The organism is Streptomyces sp. NPDC056144 (assembly GCF_042264145.1).
Taxonomy (GTDB): domain Bacteria; phylum Actinomycetota; class Actinomycetes; order Streptomycetales; family Streptomycetaceae; genus Streptomyces.
Genome location: NZ_JBHJVF010000011.1, coordinates 87,192 through 102,068 on the forward strand (window position 1 = coordinate 87,192; position 14,877 = coordinate 102,068).

Sequence of the window (14,877 nt, forward strand, 5' to 3'; positions counted from 1 at the left end):
GGCTCCGGCGCGTACGGGGCGCGTGCGCGACGTGCGCGCGACGCACGCGCGACGCGCGCGGGAACGATCATGGTGGCGGAGATCACATCATCCTCCGTACGGGGAGGTGGCGGTCCTGGGTGCAGGATGGTTCATGACGGTTCGGCAGGTGTTCGAGCCCTGTCCAACTCGCCCTGGAATCAGATGGATTCGCACGGTGACCGTCAACCCTCGTACGGGTGCGGTGAATCCCGACGGCGGGATACACGAGTGTGACAGTGGAGCGATAGGGTTAACCTGCCCGGGCCGGGTGCCCTCGTACGGGTGGGGAGTGACATGGAACAGATAGCAATGCGCAGCAGGCCGCGAGTGCCTGCAATCACCTGCGGGAGCAGCGCGACCAGTTCGCGGCTCGACCGCCATCTCGCGGTGCTCGGCGGACCCGCCGTGCCGCAGCGAGAGGTGGCCGAGGCGACCCTGCTGATGCGGGAACTGACGACGCGTCCGCGCGAGGTGCCGGTGCACAGCCACCGCAGCCGCAGTGCGAGGGTCTCGCTCTTCGCCCCGCTCCGCCGCCTGCGTCGCTCGCTCTTCGGCACCCGCCGCTAGCAGACCGGGCGCCGGGCAGCGCACCCCGAGGCCACCCGCCCGCTTCCGCCCGGCAGCCCCGGTCTCCCGTACCACTCCGCCGACGAGAACGCCGGACGTGTCTCCCCGCCCGTCCGGCGTTTCGTCATGCCCGGGCGCCCTTCCGCCTCCCGCCTCCCGCCTCCCGCAGGGGATCCGCGGGGGCGTCAGGCGACCACGCCCGCGCCCCTGAGCTCCTTGACCTCCGCCGCGGGCACCCCGAGCTCGTCGAGGACGGCGTCCGTGTCCTGGCCGAGGGCGGGGATGCGTTCCATCCTCGGCTCGGGCCCGTCGGGGAAGACGACGGGCGGCAGCAGCGAGCGCAGCGGACCCACCGGCGAATCCACCATCCGCCACCGGTCACGGGCCGTCAGCTGCGGATGGTGCGCGAGCTCCGCGACCGAGTTGAGCCGGGCGCAGGCGATGCCGGCCGCGTCGAGCCTGGCCAGCGCCTCGGGGGCCGTCAGCGGCGCCAGGGCCTGCGCCACCGCCCCGTCCGTCGCCGCCCGCCCCGCCACCCGGGCCGCGTTCGTCGCGAAGGCCGGGTCGTCGGCGAGGCCGGGCCGCCCGAGCACCTGCTCGGCGAGCCGCCGCCACTCGCGGTCGTTCTGCACGGAGAGCAGCACCAGGCCGCCGTCGGCCGTCGGATAGGCGTCGTACGGCGCGATCACCGCGTGCGCGAGCCCCGTGCGCGCCGGGGCCTCGCCACCGTGCGCCCCGTGGTGCAGCGGGTGCCCCATCCACTCGGCGAGCGCGTCGAGCAGCGAGACCTCCACGGGGCCGCCGCGCCCGGTCGTGCCGCGCCGGACGAGCGCGGCGAGGACGCCCGAGAACGCGTACATCCCGGCCGCGATGTCGGCGGCCGGGATGCCGGACTTGACCGGCCGGTCCGGGGTGCCCGTCACCGACACGAGTCCGGCCTCGCACTGGACGAGCATGTCGTAGGCCCGCTTGTGCGCGTACGGCCCGTCCGGCCCGTACCCCGAGACGTCCACGGCGATCAGGCGCGGGTGCGCCGCGCACAGGGTGGCGGCGTCCAGGCCGAGGCGGGCGGCGGCGCCCTGCGCCAGGTTCTGCACGAAGACGTCGGCGCCGGCCACCATGCGCCGGACGAGCGCCAGGCCCCGCGAGTCCTTCAGGTCGATCGCGACCGACTCCTTGCCGCGGTTGCACCACACGAAGTGCGAGGCGAGGCCGCGCGCGGCGGTGTCGTAGTCCCGGGCGAAGTCGCCCCCGTCGGGGCGCTCGATCTTCACGACGCGGGCGCCGAGATCGGCGAGCTGCCGGGTGGCGAAGGGGGCGGCGACGGCCTGCTCGACGGCGACGACCGTGATCCCTTCGAGGGGCAGCGGCTGGGCGTCGCGGGGGTCTGGCTGAGTGCTCATGACCCCCCTGCCTACCGCTCCCGGCGTGCTCCTGTCATCAGGACGTGCGTCACGGCGGGCCGTCACCCGCGCGCGTAGCGCCGTACCGCGAGCGGGGCGAAGACGGCGGTCAGGCCGAGCGACCAGAGCAGCGCGCCCGCGACCGGGTGCGCCACCGGCCAGGCCGCGTCCGCCGGGACGGCCGCGTTCCCGAAGAGCTCCCGCACGGCCGTGGTCACCGCCGAGATCGGGTTCCACTCGGCGACCGTCCGCAGCCACCCCGGCATGTCGTCGGTCGGGATGTACGCGTTGGAGAGCAGCGGCAGCATGAAGGTGGCGCTGCCGAGCTGACCCGCCGCCTCCTCGCTCTTCGAGGCGAGGCCGAGGAGGATGCCGACCCAGGTCGTCGCGAAGCGGAAGAGCAGCAGCAGACCGAAGGCGGCCAGGGCCTCGGGGAGCGTGCCCTCGATCCGCCAGCCCATGGCGAGGCCGACGAGGAGCAGCGGGACCGTGCCGACGGCGCTCGCGAGGAGGTCGGCGAGGGCCTGTCCGAGGGGGACGGCGGCGCGGCTCACCGGCATGGTCCTGAAGCGGTCCATGACGCCCCGGTGGGAGTCCTGCGCGGCCTGGAACATGCCGGTCATCAGGCCGCCCGCCGCCGTCGCGACCAGCATGCCGGGCACCAGGAAGGCCCGGTACTCGGCCCCCGGGGCGGCGAGCGCGCTGCCGAGGACGTACCCGAAGAAGAGCAGGAAGACGATCGGCATCGTCTGGGTCATGACGGTGATCGCGGGCGCGTGCCGGATCCGCAGGAGGTGGCGGCCGAGGACGGCGGTGCCGTCGTGGGCGAGGGCGAGGGCGCTCATGTGACGAGCTCCTTCCGGTCGGTGGGCCGGTGCGTGAGGCGCAGGAAGACCTCGTCGAGGGTGGGCGGGCGCAGCGAGGCGTCGACGAGGAGGACCCCGGCGGCGTCGATCTCGCGGACCAGGCGGGGGAGGGTGAGCGTGGGGTCCGTGGTGCCCGCGCCGGCCGTGCGGCGCTCGACGTCCAGGACCGGAGCCGAGCCGGTGAGCCGGTCGAGGACGGCGGCGGCCGCTTCGAGGGAGGCGGGGTCGGCCACGACGACCTCGGCATGGCTGCCGACGAGCGCCTTCAGCTGGGCGGGGGTGCCGCGCTCCGCGACCCGCCCCTCGTCGATCAGGACGATGTCGTCGGCGAGCCGGTCGGCCTCCTCCAGGTACTGCGTGGTCAGCAGCACGGTGGTGCCCCGCCCGGCCAGCTCCCGGACGGCCTCCCAGATCCCGTTGCGGCTGTGCGGGTCGAGCCCGGTCGTCGGCTCGTCGAGGAAGAGCACCTTCGGCTCCACGATCAGGCTCGCCGCGAGGTCGAGGCGCCGCCGCATGCCGCCGGAGTAGGTGCGGGCGGGCCGGTCGGCGGCCCCGGTCAGGCCGAACCGTTCCAGGAGCTCGTCGGCGCGGGAGCGCGGGGCGCGCAGGAGCCGGGCGAAGAGCCGGAGGTTCTCGGCGCCGGTGAGGTCGCCGTCGACGGAGGCGTACTGCCCGGTGACCGCGATCCGCTTCCGTACCCCGGCCGGATCGCGCACCACGTCGTGGCCCGCGACGCGCGCGCTGCCCGCGTCGGGCGCCACCAGGGTGGTGAGGACGCGGACGGCGGTGGTCTTCCCGGCGCCGTTGGGGCCGAGGACGCCGCAGACGGTGCCCTCGGGGACGGCGAGGTCGAGGCCCTGGAGCGCGTGGACGTCGCCGTAACGCTTCCGCAGACCTTCACTAAGTACAGCGTACGTAGTTGTCATGAGGCGACCATAGCTCACTACGTACGGCGTACGTAACTACGATGGTGAGCGAGGTGATGATCGATGGCGGGCCGAGCGGCCGAACCGGAAGTGATCTGGGCGCGGCCCGAGCGCGCGGGCCGCGGCCCGAAACCGGCGTACAGCCGGCGGGACGTCGTGGACGCGGCCGTCCGCATCGCCGACGCCGACGGCATCGACGCGGTCTCCATGCGCCGCATCGCCGCCGAACTCGGCTGCGGCACGATGTCGCTCTACAACTACGTCCCCCGCAAGGAGGACCTGTACGAGCTGATGGTCGACGCGGTCAGCGGCGAGTACGAGCTCCCCGAGGAGCCCAGCGGGGACTGGCGCGCCGACATGACCGCGATCGCCCACCAGACCCGCGCGATCATGTACCGGCACCCGTGGCTGCCCCGGGTCATGACCACCGCCTACGGCTTCAGCCCCAACGCCCTGCGTTTCCTGGAGTGGTGCCTCGGCTGCCTCGTCCCGCTGGACGTGCCCGCCGGGCTGAAGATGCAGCTCATCGCCATGGTCAACGGCACGGTCATGGCGACCGTCGCCAACGAGCAGGCCGTCGCCGAACGGGCCCGCGGCCTGCCCTGGAGCGAGGCGGAGGAACAGGCGGTGCGCGGTGCCTACCTCATGGGACAGCTGGCGAGCGGGCGTTACCCGCACCTCGCGGGGCTGATCGCCGAGGCCCCCGCCGCGCCGGTGGACGCCGACGAGATCTTCGCGCTGACGATCGCGCGGCTCCTGGACTCGTTCGACACCCCGGGAAGCGTCCTCACAGAAGCATGAACTGCCCCTCCGGGCCCTCCTCCTGGTGGTCGAGGACGGAGGCCGGGCGGCGGGCACGGTCCGGTACGGGCAGGACACCCGCCGCCCGCAGCTCCTCCCGGCCCGCGGCGGGTACGGCGGCGAAGGCGGCGCGCTCCCGTTCGCGCACGCCGAGCAGCGCGAGGACCGTGATCAGGTCGAGGAGCTCCGAGGTCCACTCCTGCGGCCACGCGGCCGGGCCGATCGCCTCCAGGGAGCCGGGCTCCGCCCGCGCCGTCCGGTGCGCGAACCACTGCTCCAGGACCCGCACCCCGCCGACCCGGTACTCCCAGGCCTCCGCCGGTACGGGCGACACGCGGCCCTCGCCGACGGCCAGGGCCTCGTCATCGGCCTCGTACACCAGCTCCTCGGGGCGCGCCGGGACGGCGGCCCGCACGTAGGGGCGGCGGCCGCCCGGCAGCCGGGGCTTCGAGCCGCTCTCCGCGCCCCGCAGCTGCACGTCGGCGAGATCCCGGCCCAGCGCCACGCCCGCCGCCCAGACCTCCGGGTCGGCGGGGAGCGGGACGCGGCAGCCGGCGGGGGAGGGGCGGGCGGCGGCGAGGGTCCAGGCGAGCCACTCCCGGGCGTCGACCTCGTGCCCGTACCGCCCGGAGAGGAAGGGCAGGAGACCGGGGGCGAGGTTGGGCTCCTCGCCGCCGGGGCGGCGGAACAGCGGGCGGATCCGGCCCGGGCGGCCGGCTGGGGAGCGGCCCTCGGGGAGCGCCGCCGTCACGAGGAGGGCGGGGCCCTCGGCGCCGGGGACGTACCCCTGCTCGACGGCGAAGAGCTGCGACGCGTCGGCGACCCGCCACAGTTCGGGGCGGGCGGTGTCGATCAGCCGGTGGTCGGGGAGCAGCCACTGCTCGTCGAACGGCCCGAGCGCGACCCGTACCGGCGCGGGGCACGGGCCCGACTCGCGGGCGAAGCGGCCGGTCCCCGTGCGCTGGCCGGGCAGGGCGGCCACGGCGCTCGACGGGGTACGGGCCCGGCTCGGCCGGAACAGGGCCTCGCGCTCGGGGCCCTCGGCCGCGGTCAGCCGGTCCCAGCGGGCCCGCAGGGTACGGGGGTCGGGCGCCACGACCCAGGACCGGCCGAAGCGCAGCGGCGCGACGGACCAGGGCATGAGCTCGTCGAGGAGCGGCGCTTCAGGCGCGTCGCCGGTGCTTCCGGGGGCTTCCGTCACGCCCCGCATGCTAACGACCGCCCACGGTCAGTGCGCTTCCACCGTCACCGTGAAGGAGAACCGGTCGCCGCGGTACCGGATGCGGGCCACGTCCACGACCCGGCCGTCCTCGTCGTACGTCACGCCGGTGTAGTGGAGGATCGGCGAGAGCAGCGGGACCTGGAGCAGCGCGGCCGTCTCGGGGTCGGCGAGGCGGGCCTCGACCGTGTCCGTGATGCGGCTGATCCGGACGCCGACCACGTCCCGCAGCACCTTCGTCATCGGCCAGCGCTCCAGGTCGGCCGGGTCGATCGCGGCGGCGAGCTCGGGACGTACCGCGTTCTCCGCCCAGTTCGTCGGCTCGTCGCTCTCGCCGTCACGGCGCAGCCGCCGGTACGTCACGACCTCCGTCGCGTCGGGGAAGTACTCCAGGAGCTCGCCCGGCACCGGCTCGGCTCCGTGGCCGAGGACCGTCGTCCGCTCGCCCGACTGCTGGGCCACGATCGCGTCGATCGAGCCGAGCAGCCGGCGCGGGGTGGAACGCCGGGCGCCCGGCTCGATGAAGGTGCCGCGCCGCCGGTGGCGGCTGATCAGCCCCTCCTCCTCCAGCTCCTTGAGGGCCTGGCGCATGGTCAGCACGCTCACGCCGTAGTGGGTGGCGAGCTGCTCCTCGGTGGGCAGCCGCAGCGATGCGTCGGGCGTGCGGCCCAGTATCGAGGCGCGCAGCGACTGCGAGACCTGATACCAGAGCGGCAGCTTGCGGTTCAGGACCAGCGAGTCGGGTGCGAAGGCGGTCACGGGTTCTCCGTACGGGGGCTACGGCTTACGGCTTACGGCCGAGACACTACGGCCGGAAGTGGCGCTCCAGACCCTGCCATACGTCGTCGTATCCCCGCTGAAGGTGGTCGGCGTCCCGCGCCTGGGGGGTCAGGGACACCGGCCAGCGGGTCTCGAACATGAAGGCGAGGCCGTCGTCGATCTTCTGCGGCTTCAGCTCGGCGGCACTGGCCCTGTCGAAGGTCTCCCGGTCGGGGCCGTGCGCGGACATCATGTTGTGCAGCGAGCCACCGCCCGGGACGAAGCCCTCCGCCTTGGCGTCGTACGCGCCCTCGATGAGGCCCATGTACTCGCTCATCACGTTCCGGTGGAAGTACGGCGGACGGAAGGTGTCCTCGCCGACCAGCCAGCGCGGGGCGAAGACGACGAAGTCGACACCGGCGAGCCCCGGGGTGTCGGAGGGCGCCGTGAGGACCGTGAAGATCGACGGGTCGGGGTGGTCGTAGGAGATCGTCCCGATGACGTTGAAACGGCGCAGGTCGTACACGTACGGCGTGTGGTTGCCGTGCCAGGCGACGACGTCCAGCGGCGAGTGGCCGTACGTCGCCGACCAGAGGTGGCCGCAGTACTTGTTGACGACCTCGACCGGGCCCTCGACGTCCTCGTAGGCGGCGACGGGGGCGCGGAAGTCCCGGGCGTTGGCCAGGCCGTTGGCGCCGATCGGGCCGAGGTCGGGGAGCTGGAAGGGCGCGCCGTAGTTCTCGCAGACATAGCCGCGGGCGGTCTCGTCGAGCAGCTCGACGCGGAACCGGACACCGCGCGGGATCAGCGCGACCTCGCCGGGGCGGGCCGCGAGCAGGCCGAGCTCGGTGCGCAGGAGGAGGCCGCCGTGCTCGGGGACGATGAGGAGCTCGCCGTCGGAGTCGCCGAAGACCCGCTCCATCGAGGCGTTCGCGTGGTAGAGGTGCACGGCCATGCCGGTGCGCTGGGTCGCGTCGCCGTTGCCGCCGAGGGTCCACAGGCCGGCGAGCCAGTCCGTGCCGGGCGCCGGCGCGGGCAGCGGGTTCCAGCGGAGGCGGTTGGGGTCGGGGACGGTCTCGGCGAAGGGGGCGCCGCGCAGCGCGCCGTCCTCGACGCGGGTGAACGGCGGGTGCGCGGCCGAGGGGCGGATCCGGTAGAGCCAGGAGCGGCGGTTGTGGGCGCGCGGCTCGGTGAAGGCGCTGCCGCTGAGCTGCTCCGCGTACAGCCCCAGGGGCGCGCGCTGCGGCGAGTTGCGGCCGTCCGGCAGGGCGCCGGGGACCGCCTCCGAGCTGTGCTCGTTGCCGAATCCGGTGCTGTAGGTGAGCGCCTCGGCCGTCTTCCTGGCCTGCTCCGTGGTCATCCGCCCGCTCCTGTCCTGGGCCCGCGCGGGGTGTGCGCGGGGTCTGTACGGGGTGTGTACGCGGTTCCGCGAGGAATCCTATGGATGACCGTAGGATTCCGCGCCGCTCCCGTCAACGGGGACGGACCGCGCGAGACGGGCCAAAGGGTGGGAGGGGTACGGACGGGACCGGAATCGATGCCGGAATCGATACCGGTATCGGCAGGGGAATCGATACCGGCTCGATACCTGCACGAGGGGGCCGGAAAAGATGAACAATGCTCTACTCTCTCGCGCATGTCCTGGTCCCGAAGACTTCTCCTCGCGCTCTCGGCCGTGCTCGCGGCCCTCGCCGCCACCCTCCTCACCGCCCCCGGGGCCCAGGCCCACGAAGAGCGGCCCGTCACCTTCCCCGACGGCTCGGGCAGCGTCCCGAAGCTCCGCTCGGGCGAGCCCGACCTCCTCGTCTGCAAGACCGACCGCGCCGACTTCGCGCGCCGGATCGCCGCCTTCCCGGCCGGCCTCAAGGCCCGGAACCTCGCCCTCCTCGACCGCTGCGCGCGCGAGGGATACCGCCACCTCCAGGAGGCCGTCGACGCCGTCGACCGGCCCGGGATGACGATCGCGATCCTCCCCGGCCTCTACGAGGAGGAGCCCTCGCTCCCCAAGCCCACCGGGGAGTGCGCCTCGCTCAAGGCGCCGAACTCCTCGCTCGGCTACCAGATCCTCAGCTACGAGCAGCAGGCGAAGTGCCCGCACAACCAGAACCTCGTCGCGATCCTCGGCAAGAAGAACCTCCAGGTCGAAGGCACCGGCGCCACCCGCCTCGACGTGATCATCGACGCCAAGTACCAGAAGCTGAACGGCATCAGGGCCGACGGCTCCGACGGCGTCTACTTCCGCAACTTCACCGCCCAGCGCACCACGTTCAACTCGCTGTACGTCCTCGCCGCCGACGGCTTCGTCATCGACGACGTCCTCACCCGCTGGAACGACGAGTACGGCTTCCTCACCTTCGCCTCGGACCACGGCCTCTACAAGAACTGCGAGTCCTACGGCAACGGCGACTCCGGCATCTACCCCGGCTCGGCCTCGAACATCAACGACGGCCGCGGCTACGACGTCCCCCGCTACTCCATCGAGATCACCAACTGCCGGAGCCACCACAACATGGTCGGCTACTCGGGCACCGCCGGTGACTCCGTCTACGTCCACGACAACGAGTTCGACCACAACATGGGCGGCGCGTCCATGGACTCCGCCTTCCCCGGCCACCCCGGTCTGCCCCAGAACCACGCCCGCTTCGAGCGGAACCTGATCCACGACAACAACGAGGACTACTACCGGTACGTCGCCGACGGCACCTGCGCCAAGCCGCCCGTCGACCGCGGCTACGAGCGCGGCGTCGTCTGCCCGCAGATCTCCATGCCGCCCGGCTCCGGCATCATCACCGCCGGAGGCAACTGGAACCTCTACGAGGACAACTGGATCTACGGCCACCAGCGCACCGCCTTCTACCTGAACGCCGTCCCCGCCTTCATCCGCGGCGAGTCCGCCTGGGCCAAGCAGTTCGACACCTCCCACGACAACCGTTACGCGGGCAACCGCCTCGGCGTCGACAAGGCCGGGAACTCCCGCCCCAACCGCACCGACGTCTCCTGGGACGGCCAGGGCAGCGGCAACTGCTGGCAGTCCGACGCGGGCGCGTCCAGCCCCGGCGCCCTGCCCGAGTGCGGCTCCCGGCGTGGCGACGTCTCCGGCGACGTCGACCGGATCGTCGGCGAACCCGTCAAGCTCGCCCAGCTCCTCGTCTGCGCCGACTACAACGTCCAGGCCCGCCGCCTCCCGGCCGGCTGCGACTGGTACGGCGCCCGCGGCCTCCAGCGCGTCGAGACCCAGATCGCCCTCGGCGCCGCCCTCGTCCTCGCCCTCACCGGCTTCGCCCTCTGGTGGCGCCGCCTGCGCGGCAACCGCCTCGCGGGCCTGGCCACCCTCGCCGGCCTCGCCGGCCTGGCCCTCGACGTCGCCGGCTCGACCCTCGCGCTCACCCCGACCGTCGTCCCGGCCCTCGGCCTGCTGCTCACCGGTGTGTGGTGGACCGTCATCGGCCTCGCCCTCCGTCCCTCCCGTCCCGTCTTCGCCTGGACCACGGTGGTCCTCGGCGCCCTCACCCTCCTCGACGCCTTCGACAAGGCCGTCCTGATGGTCCCGGGCATCCCCCTCAGCCCGGCCTGGTTCCGCCTCGTACTCGGCGTCGTCTGGGTGCTCTGGGCGGTCATCGCCGCAGGCGCCCGCACCCAGGAACCCGCGGACCCGGAGACGGACCCGGAGACGGACCCGGAGGCCGCCCACGAGTCCGAGCCCGAGGCCGAGTCCGCCCAGGACTCCGGGACCGTCCACGAGTCCGAGCCCAAGGCCGAGGCCGCGTCGGGCGAGGCGCGGGCGCGAGAGGAGGGGACGGCGTGACCCGTCCGCTCCGGGGGACGCCCCTCGTCTCCCTGGTGTTCGTCCTGGCCGCCGCGCTGCCCCTCGCGGGCTGCGGCGGCCGGGCCGCCACCCACCACAAGCCCGGCACCAGCCACGAGCAGGCCACCGGAACCAGCGGCACCCTGCTCGACGCCCGCGACGAGACCGGCCACCGCCTCCGGGAACTCCCCGCGGCCACCGCACCCACCGTCCGGGTCGAGAGCCGCCCCGACACGGAGGGCGGCTGGAACGTCCACCTCACGGTGGAGAGGTTCCGCTTCACCCCCGACAGCACCGGGGGAGCCGCCCTTCCGGGGCGCGGCCACGCCCGCCTCCTCGCCGACGGCAAGGAGATCTCCCGCCTGTACGGCACCTGGGGCTACGTACCGCCCGGCGTCCGCACCCTGACCGTCCGCCTCCACGCGGACGACCACACCGTCTGGGCCGTCGCCGGCGCCCCCGTCCAGGCAACCGTCCGCCTGGGCGCCGCCGCCTCCGCCTCAGCCACAGCCCCCGCGGCCCCGAGCTCGCCGCCGTCGGCGTCCGCCGCGACCTCCGCCCCGACGGTCCCGACGGCCGTGCCGACGTCCACCCCGTCCGCCGACGCCGGACGGACCGTGACCCTCTCCATCACCGGCAAGACCGTCCAGCCACCCCCTTCCCGCATCGAACTGAAGAAGGGCGAGCGCCTCACCCTCCGCATCACCGGAGACCGCGCCGACACGGTCCACGTCCACGGCTACGACCGTGAAGTCCCCCTCTCTCCCGGCACCCCCGCCACCCTCACCCTCACCGCCGACCGCACCGGTCTCTTCGAGGTCGAGACCCACGAGTCCGGACTCCTCCTGACCCAACTGGTCGTCCGGTGACCGGCGTCCCGGCCCCGGGCCTCGGCCTTCCCCTCGCCCACGGCGTGGGCTCCCGCCACGACCTCCCCCTCTCGCCCTTCTACGCCTACGCGGGCGCCTTCGCCGCGCTCCTCGTCTCCTTCCTCGCCCTCGGCCTGCTCTGGTCCTCGTCCCGCTTCCGCGGCGACGAGGCCGGGCGGCCCCTCCCGATGTCCGTCCAGCGGGTGGCCGACGCGCCGGCCACCCGCACGGCCCTCCGCCTCCTCGGCGCCGCCGTCGCCCTCTTCTTCCTGCTCCACCTCCTCCTCGGCCCCGACGACCCCGACCGCAACCCCGCGGCCGGCGCCCTCTACGTCCTCCTCTGGGTCGGACTCGTCCCCGCCTCCCTCCTCCTCGGCCCCGTCTGGCGCCTCCTCAACCCGCTCCGCGCCCTGCACGCGCTCCGTCCGCCCCGGAACCCGCGCCCGCTGCCCGCCGCCGTCGGCATCCGCCCCGCGGCCGCCGGTCTCCTCCTCTTCACCTGGCTCGAACTCGTCGCCCCCGACAACACCGCCACCACCACCCTCCTCGCCGCCCTCGCCGTCCATCTGGGCGTCCAACTCCTCGGCGCCGCCCGCTACGGCGACCGCTGGTTCGCCCACGCCGACCCCTTCGAGGTCTACTCCTCCCTCCTCGCCCGTCTCTCACCCCTCGGCCGCCGCGCCGACGGCCGGCTCGTGCTGCGCTCCCCCTTCCACGGCCTCGACTCCACCCCGGGGACCCCCGGCCTGGTCGCCACCGTCTGCGTCCTCCTCGGCTCCACCGCTTACGACGGTCTCTCCGACAACCCCCGCTGGATCACCACCCTCCAGACCTCCTCCCTCGGTCCCACCGTCACCGCCACCCTCGGTCTCCTCGCCGTCGTCGCCCTCGCCGCCGCCTGCTACGGGCTCTGCGCCGGCGCCCTCCGTCTGATGGACCGGTCCCTCACCACGCCCCTCACCTCCTTCGCGCACTCCCTCCTCCCCATCGCCCTCGGCTACCTCGTCGCCCACTACTTCTCACTTTTCGTCACCGAAGGACCACGTACCGTCATCATGGCAGGGGGCACTGACAACGCCCTCGCACCCGCTCCACCACTGGGCCCCGGCGGCCTCGCGACCCTCCAGGTCGCCGCGATCGTCACCGGCCACGTCCTCGGAGTCGTCGCCGCGCACGACCGGTCCGTCCGCCTCTTCCCGCCCGCCCGCGCCGTCGCGGGGCAACTCCCGCTGTTCGTGCTGATGATCGCGTACACCCTCGGAGGCATCGGCCTGCTCATCGCCTGACCCGACCGGAGCGGCATCATGGTCCCCGTGCCCCACAACAGCCCCCACAACAGTTCCCGCGGCGGCCCGCGTTCCGCTCCGGCGCTCCGGCGCGCCCCCGTGCAGCAGCGCAGCGCGGAGCGGCTCGCCCGGATCCTCGACGCCTGCGCCGCGCAGCTCGACGAGACCGGCTACGAGCAGCTCAGCACCCGCGCCGTCGCCGCCCGCGCCGGAGTCCCCATCGGCTCCGTCTACCGGTTCTTCGGCAACAAGCGGGCGATGGTCGCCGCGCTCGCCCACCGCAATCTCGACCGGTACACGGAGCGGATCTCCGCCCGCTTCGCGGAGTCGCCGCACCTCGACGCGTACGGGGCCATCGACGGCGTCCTCGACGAGTTCATCGCCATGAAGCGGACCGTCCCTGGCTTCGCGCTCGTCGACTTCGGCGTCCCGGCCGCGACGTCAGGAGAGCCGTCGGAGTCGCCGGAGTCGCCGGAAGGCGCTCCGGTGGCTGAGGAGTCCGCGTCCGCGCCCGACGCCGACGCCGCCGTGGACGACCCCAACCTCCTCGTCGCCGAGAGGATCTGCGGCCTGCTCGCCGCCCACCTCGGCCACACCGCCGACGAGACCCTGCGCCGCAAGGTCCGTGTCGGCGTCGAGACCGCCGACACGCTGGTCCGTCTCGCCTTCCGGGCGGACCCGGAGGGCGACCCCGCCCTCGTCGACGAGACCCGCCAGCTCCTGTACGCCTACCTCACGCCGGCCCTCGCGAGCTCGTCGCCTTCGACATTGCCACAGTCCTGACCTGGGCTTTTGCTCGTATTGCTCACACGTCAACGTCTTGTTAACGCCGAAAGGGGGCACCTAGCGTCATCCGCACCGCCGCTCGGCGGGAGTTCAAGGGTGAACGTGAGGTGTCCTCCATGCTGACCGTCCTCGGCTTCGCCATGATCGCGACCTTCCTGGTCCTGATCATGACGAAGAAGATGTCGCCGATCGCGGCGCTCGTACTGATTCCCGCGCTCTTCTGTGTCGCGGTCGGGCAAGGGGCCCAGCTCGGCGACTACGTCATCGAGGGGGTCGGCAAGCTCGCGCCGACCGCCGCGATGCTGATGTTCGCGATCGTCTACTTCGGCGTCATGATCGACGTCGGCCTCTTCGACCCGATCGTCCGGGGCATCCTGCGCTTCTGCAAGGCCGACCCCGTCCGCGTCGTCGTCGGTACGGCGGTGCTCGCCGCGATCGTCTCCCTGGACGGCGACGGCTCGACCACCTTCATGATCACCGTCTCGGCGATGTATCCGCTGTACAAGCGGCTCGGCCTGAGCCTGGTCGTCCTGACCGGTGTCGCCGCCACCGCCAACGGCGTCATGAACACCCTGCCCTGGGGCGGCCCCACGGCCCGCGCCGCGACCGCGCTGAAGCTGGACGCCGCCGACATCTTCGTACCGATGATTCCCGCGCTCGGCGTCGGCCTGCTCTTCGTCTTCGCCCTCGCGTACGTCCTCGGCCGCCGCGAGCGCAAGCGGCTCGGCTACCTCACCCTCGACGAGGCGCTTGAGCCGGAGACCGAGACCGTCCTGGTCGCGGCAGGAGGCGGCAGCACCGCCGGCGCCGCCGCAGGTACGGGTACGGGTACGGGTTCGGGTGTGGGCACGGGTGGGGGCGCCACCGCCGGCGCCGTCGACGGATTCCAGGGCCTCGACCCGAACCGCGCGACGCTGCGCCCCAAGCTGTACTGGTTCAACGCCGGTCTCACGGTCCTGCTCCTGACCGCGATGATCCTCGAACTGCTGCCGATCCCGGTGCTCTTCCTCCTCGGCGCCGCGCTCGCGCTCACCGTGAACTACCCGAACATGGCCGAGCAGAAGGCCCGGCTCGCCGCTCACGCGGACAACGTCCTCAACGTCTCCGGCATGGTCTTCGCCGCTGCCGTCTTCACCGGCGTCCTCACCGGCACGGGCATGGTCAAGCACATGGCCGACTGGCTCGTCGACGCGATCCCCGCGGGCATGGGCCCGCACATGGCCGTGGTCACCGGCGTCCTGAGCCTTCCGCTCACCTACTTCATGTCGAACGACGGCTTCTACTTCGGCGTGCTGCCGGTCCTCGCCGAGGCGGGCGCGGCCCACGGGGTGTCTCCGCTGGAGATCGCGCGGGCCTCGCTGGTCGGCCAGGCGCTGCACATGTCGAGCCCGCTGGTCCCGGCCGTGTACGTCCTCGTGGGCATGGCGAAGGTGGAGTTCGGCGACCACACCCGGTTCACGGTGAAGTGGGCGGCCCTGACCTCGCTGGTCGTTCTCGCGGCGGGAATCCTCTTCGGGATCATCTGAGGCCCGGGGGCCTGTGCCGGACGGGGACCCCGCCGGACGGGGG

13 protein-coding genes are annotated in these 14,877 nt (G+C 73.3%); 7 read left to right on the forward strand and 6 right to left on the reverse strand.

From position 1 onward, the window contains the following. The first annotated feature begins 315 nt into the window (after positions 1-315). Positions 316-588 (forward strand): hypothetical protein, encoded by a 273-nt coding sequence (locus tag ACFC0Z_RS27735; protein ID WP_360807218.1) that lies wholly within the window; start codon positions 316-318, stop codon positions 586-588. Positions 589-773: 185 nt separating this feature from the next. Here the strand turns inward: ACFC0Z_RS27735 and ACFC0Z_RS27740 are convergent, their stop codons facing one another. From ACFC0Z_RS27740 to ACFC0Z_RS27750, 3 genes are all read right to left on the reverse strand, one after another. After that, complete coding sequence (locus ACFC0Z_RS27740; protein WP_376443349.1) at positions 774-1,991, reverse strand: CaiB/BaiF CoA transferase family protein; 1,218 nt, start codon at positions 1,989-1,991, stop codon at positions 774-776. 62 nt (positions 1,992-2,053) lie between these two features. Continuing rightward, complete coding sequence (locus tag ACFC0Z_RS27745; RefSeq protein WP_376443352.1) at positions 2,054-2,836, reverse strand: ABC transporter permease; 783 nt, start codon at positions 2,834-2,836, stop codon at positions 2,054-2,056. Next, a complete protein-coding gene (locus tag ACFC0Z_RS27750; RefSeq protein WP_376443355.1) occupies positions 2,833-3,783 on the reverse strand; it encodes an ATP-binding cassette domain-containing protein in 951 nt (316 codons plus the stop codon). Before ACFC0Z_RS27750 ends, ACFC0Z_RS27745 begins: the two co-directional genes overlap by 4 nt. A 63-nt stretch (positions 3,784-3,846) precedes the next feature. Here ACFC0Z_RS27750 and ACFC0Z_RS27755 point away from each other — a divergent pair, with 63 nt between their 5' ends. Then, entirely contained in the window at positions 3,847-4,584 is a 738-nt protein-coding gene (locus ACFC0Z_RS27755; protein ID WP_376443358.1) for a TetR/AcrR family transcriptional regulator, read from the forward strand. On the opposite strand, the gene ACFC0Z_RS27760 is transcribed toward ACFC0Z_RS27755, so the two are convergent. From ACFC0Z_RS27760 to hmgA, 3 genes are read right to left on the reverse strand one after another with little or no spacing between them, the layout of a single operon-like run. Continuing rightward, positions 4,571-5,794 carry a type ISP restriction/modification enzyme gene (locus ACFC0Z_RS27760; protein WP_376443361.1) on the reverse strand — a complete coding sequence of 408 codons (1,224 nt, stop codon included), beginning with the start codon at positions 5,792-5,794 and terminating at the stop codon, positions 4,571-4,573. The two genes, ACFC0Z_RS27755 and ACFC0Z_RS27760, sit on opposite strands and share 14 nt — an antisense overlap. Positions 5,795-5,812: 18 nt before the next feature. Then, positions 5,813-6,562, reverse strand: coding sequence for a GntR family transcriptional regulator (locus ACFC0Z_RS27765; protein WP_376443364.1), 750 nt, complete (start codon positions 6,560-6,562; stop codon positions 5,813-5,815). 46 nt (positions 6,563-6,608) lie between these two features. After that, positions 6,609-7,922 carry a homogentisate 1,2-dioxygenase gene (gene hmgA / locus ACFC0Z_RS27770; protein WP_376443367.1) on the reverse strand — a complete coding sequence of 438 codons (1,314 nt, stop codon included), beginning with the start codon at positions 7,920-7,922 and terminating at the stop codon, positions 6,609-6,611. A gap of 276 nt (positions 7,923-8,198) precedes the next feature. On the opposite strand from hmgA, the gene ACFC0Z_RS27775 reads away from it, so the two are divergent. The 5 genes from ACFC0Z_RS27775 to ACFC0Z_RS27795 all read left to right on the forward strand — a co-directional run bounded on the left by ACFC0Z_RS27775 (position 8,199) and on the right by ACFC0Z_RS27795 (position 14,834). Then, on the forward strand, positions 8,199-10,367 hold the full coding sequence (locus ACFC0Z_RS27775; protein ID WP_376443370.1) for a right-handed parallel beta-helix repeat-containing protein: 2,169 nt from the start codon (positions 8,199-8,201) through the stop codon (positions 10,365-10,367). Then, positions 10,364-11,236: a hypothetical protein gene (locus ACFC0Z_RS27780; protein ID WP_376443373.1), complete on the forward strand. Its 873-nt coding sequence runs from the start codon at positions 10,364-10,366 to the stop codon at positions 11,234-11,236. The genes ACFC0Z_RS27775 and ACFC0Z_RS27780 overlap by 4 nt, the downstream gene beginning before the upstream one ends. Further along, a complete protein-coding gene (locus ACFC0Z_RS27785; protein WP_376443376.1) occupies positions 11,233-12,522 on the forward strand; it encodes a hypothetical protein in 1,290 nt (429 codons plus the stop codon). The genes ACFC0Z_RS27780 and ACFC0Z_RS27785 overlap by 4 nt, the downstream gene beginning before the upstream one ends. A gap of 18 nt (positions 12,523-12,540) precedes the next feature. Further along, positions 12,541-13,305 carry a TetR family transcriptional regulator gene (locus ACFC0Z_RS27790; protein ID WP_376443379.1) on the forward strand — a complete coding sequence of 255 codons (765 nt, stop codon included), beginning with the start codon at positions 12,541-12,543 and terminating at the stop codon, positions 13,303-13,305. Positions 13,306-13,424: 119 nt separating this feature from the next. Beyond that, positions 13,425-14,834, forward strand: a complete 1,410-nt coding sequence (locus ACFC0Z_RS27795; RefSeq protein WP_376443382.1) for a CitMHS family transporter — start codon at positions 13,425-13,427, stop codon at positions 14,832-14,834. Positions 14,835-14,877: the final 43 nt, after the last annotated feature.

Bases quoted from the DNA above. Each gene is read 5' to 3' on its own strand.
- ACFC0Z_RS27795 (WP_376443382.1), top strand. From the start codon at position 13,425: ATGCTGACCGTCCTCGGCTTCGCCATGATCGCGACCTTCCTGGTCCTG.
- ACFC0Z_RS27790 (WP_376443379.1), top strand. From the start codon at position 12,541: ATGGTCCCCGTGCCCCACAACAGCCCCCACAACAGTTCCCGCGGCGGC.
- ACFC0Z_RS27775 (WP_376443370.1), top strand. From the start codon at position 8,199: ATGTCCTGGTCCCGAAGACTTCTCCTCGCGCTCTCGGCCGTGCTCGCG.
- ACFC0Z_RS27760 (WP_376443361.1), bottom strand. From the start codon at position 5,794: ATGCGGGGCGTGACGGAAGCCCCCGGAAGCACCGGCGACGCGCCTGAA.
- ACFC0Z_RS27745 (WP_376443352.1), bottom strand. From the start codon at position 2,836: ATGAGCGCCCTCGCCCTCGCCCACGACGGCACCGCCGTCCTCGGCCGC.
- ACFC0Z_RS27750 (WP_376443355.1), bottom strand. From the start codon at position 3,783: ATGACAACTACGTACGCTGTACTTAGTGAAGGTCTGCGGAAGCGTTAC.
- hmgA (WP_376443367.1), bottom strand. From the start codon at position 7,922: ATGACCACGGAGCAGGCCAGGAAGACGGCCGAGGCGCTCACCTACAGC.
- ACFC0Z_RS27735 (WP_360807218.1), top strand. From the start codon at position 316: ATGGAACAGATAGCAATGCGCAGCAGGCCGCGAGTGCCTGCAATCACC.
- ACFC0Z_RS27740 (WP_376443349.1), bottom strand. From the start codon at position 1,991: ATGAGCACTCAGCCAGACCCCCGCGACGCCCAGCCGCTGCCCCTCGAA.
- ACFC0Z_RS27755 (WP_376443358.1), top strand. From the start codon at position 3,847: ATGGCGGGCCGAGCGGCCGAACCGGAAGTGATCTGGGCGCGGCCCGAG.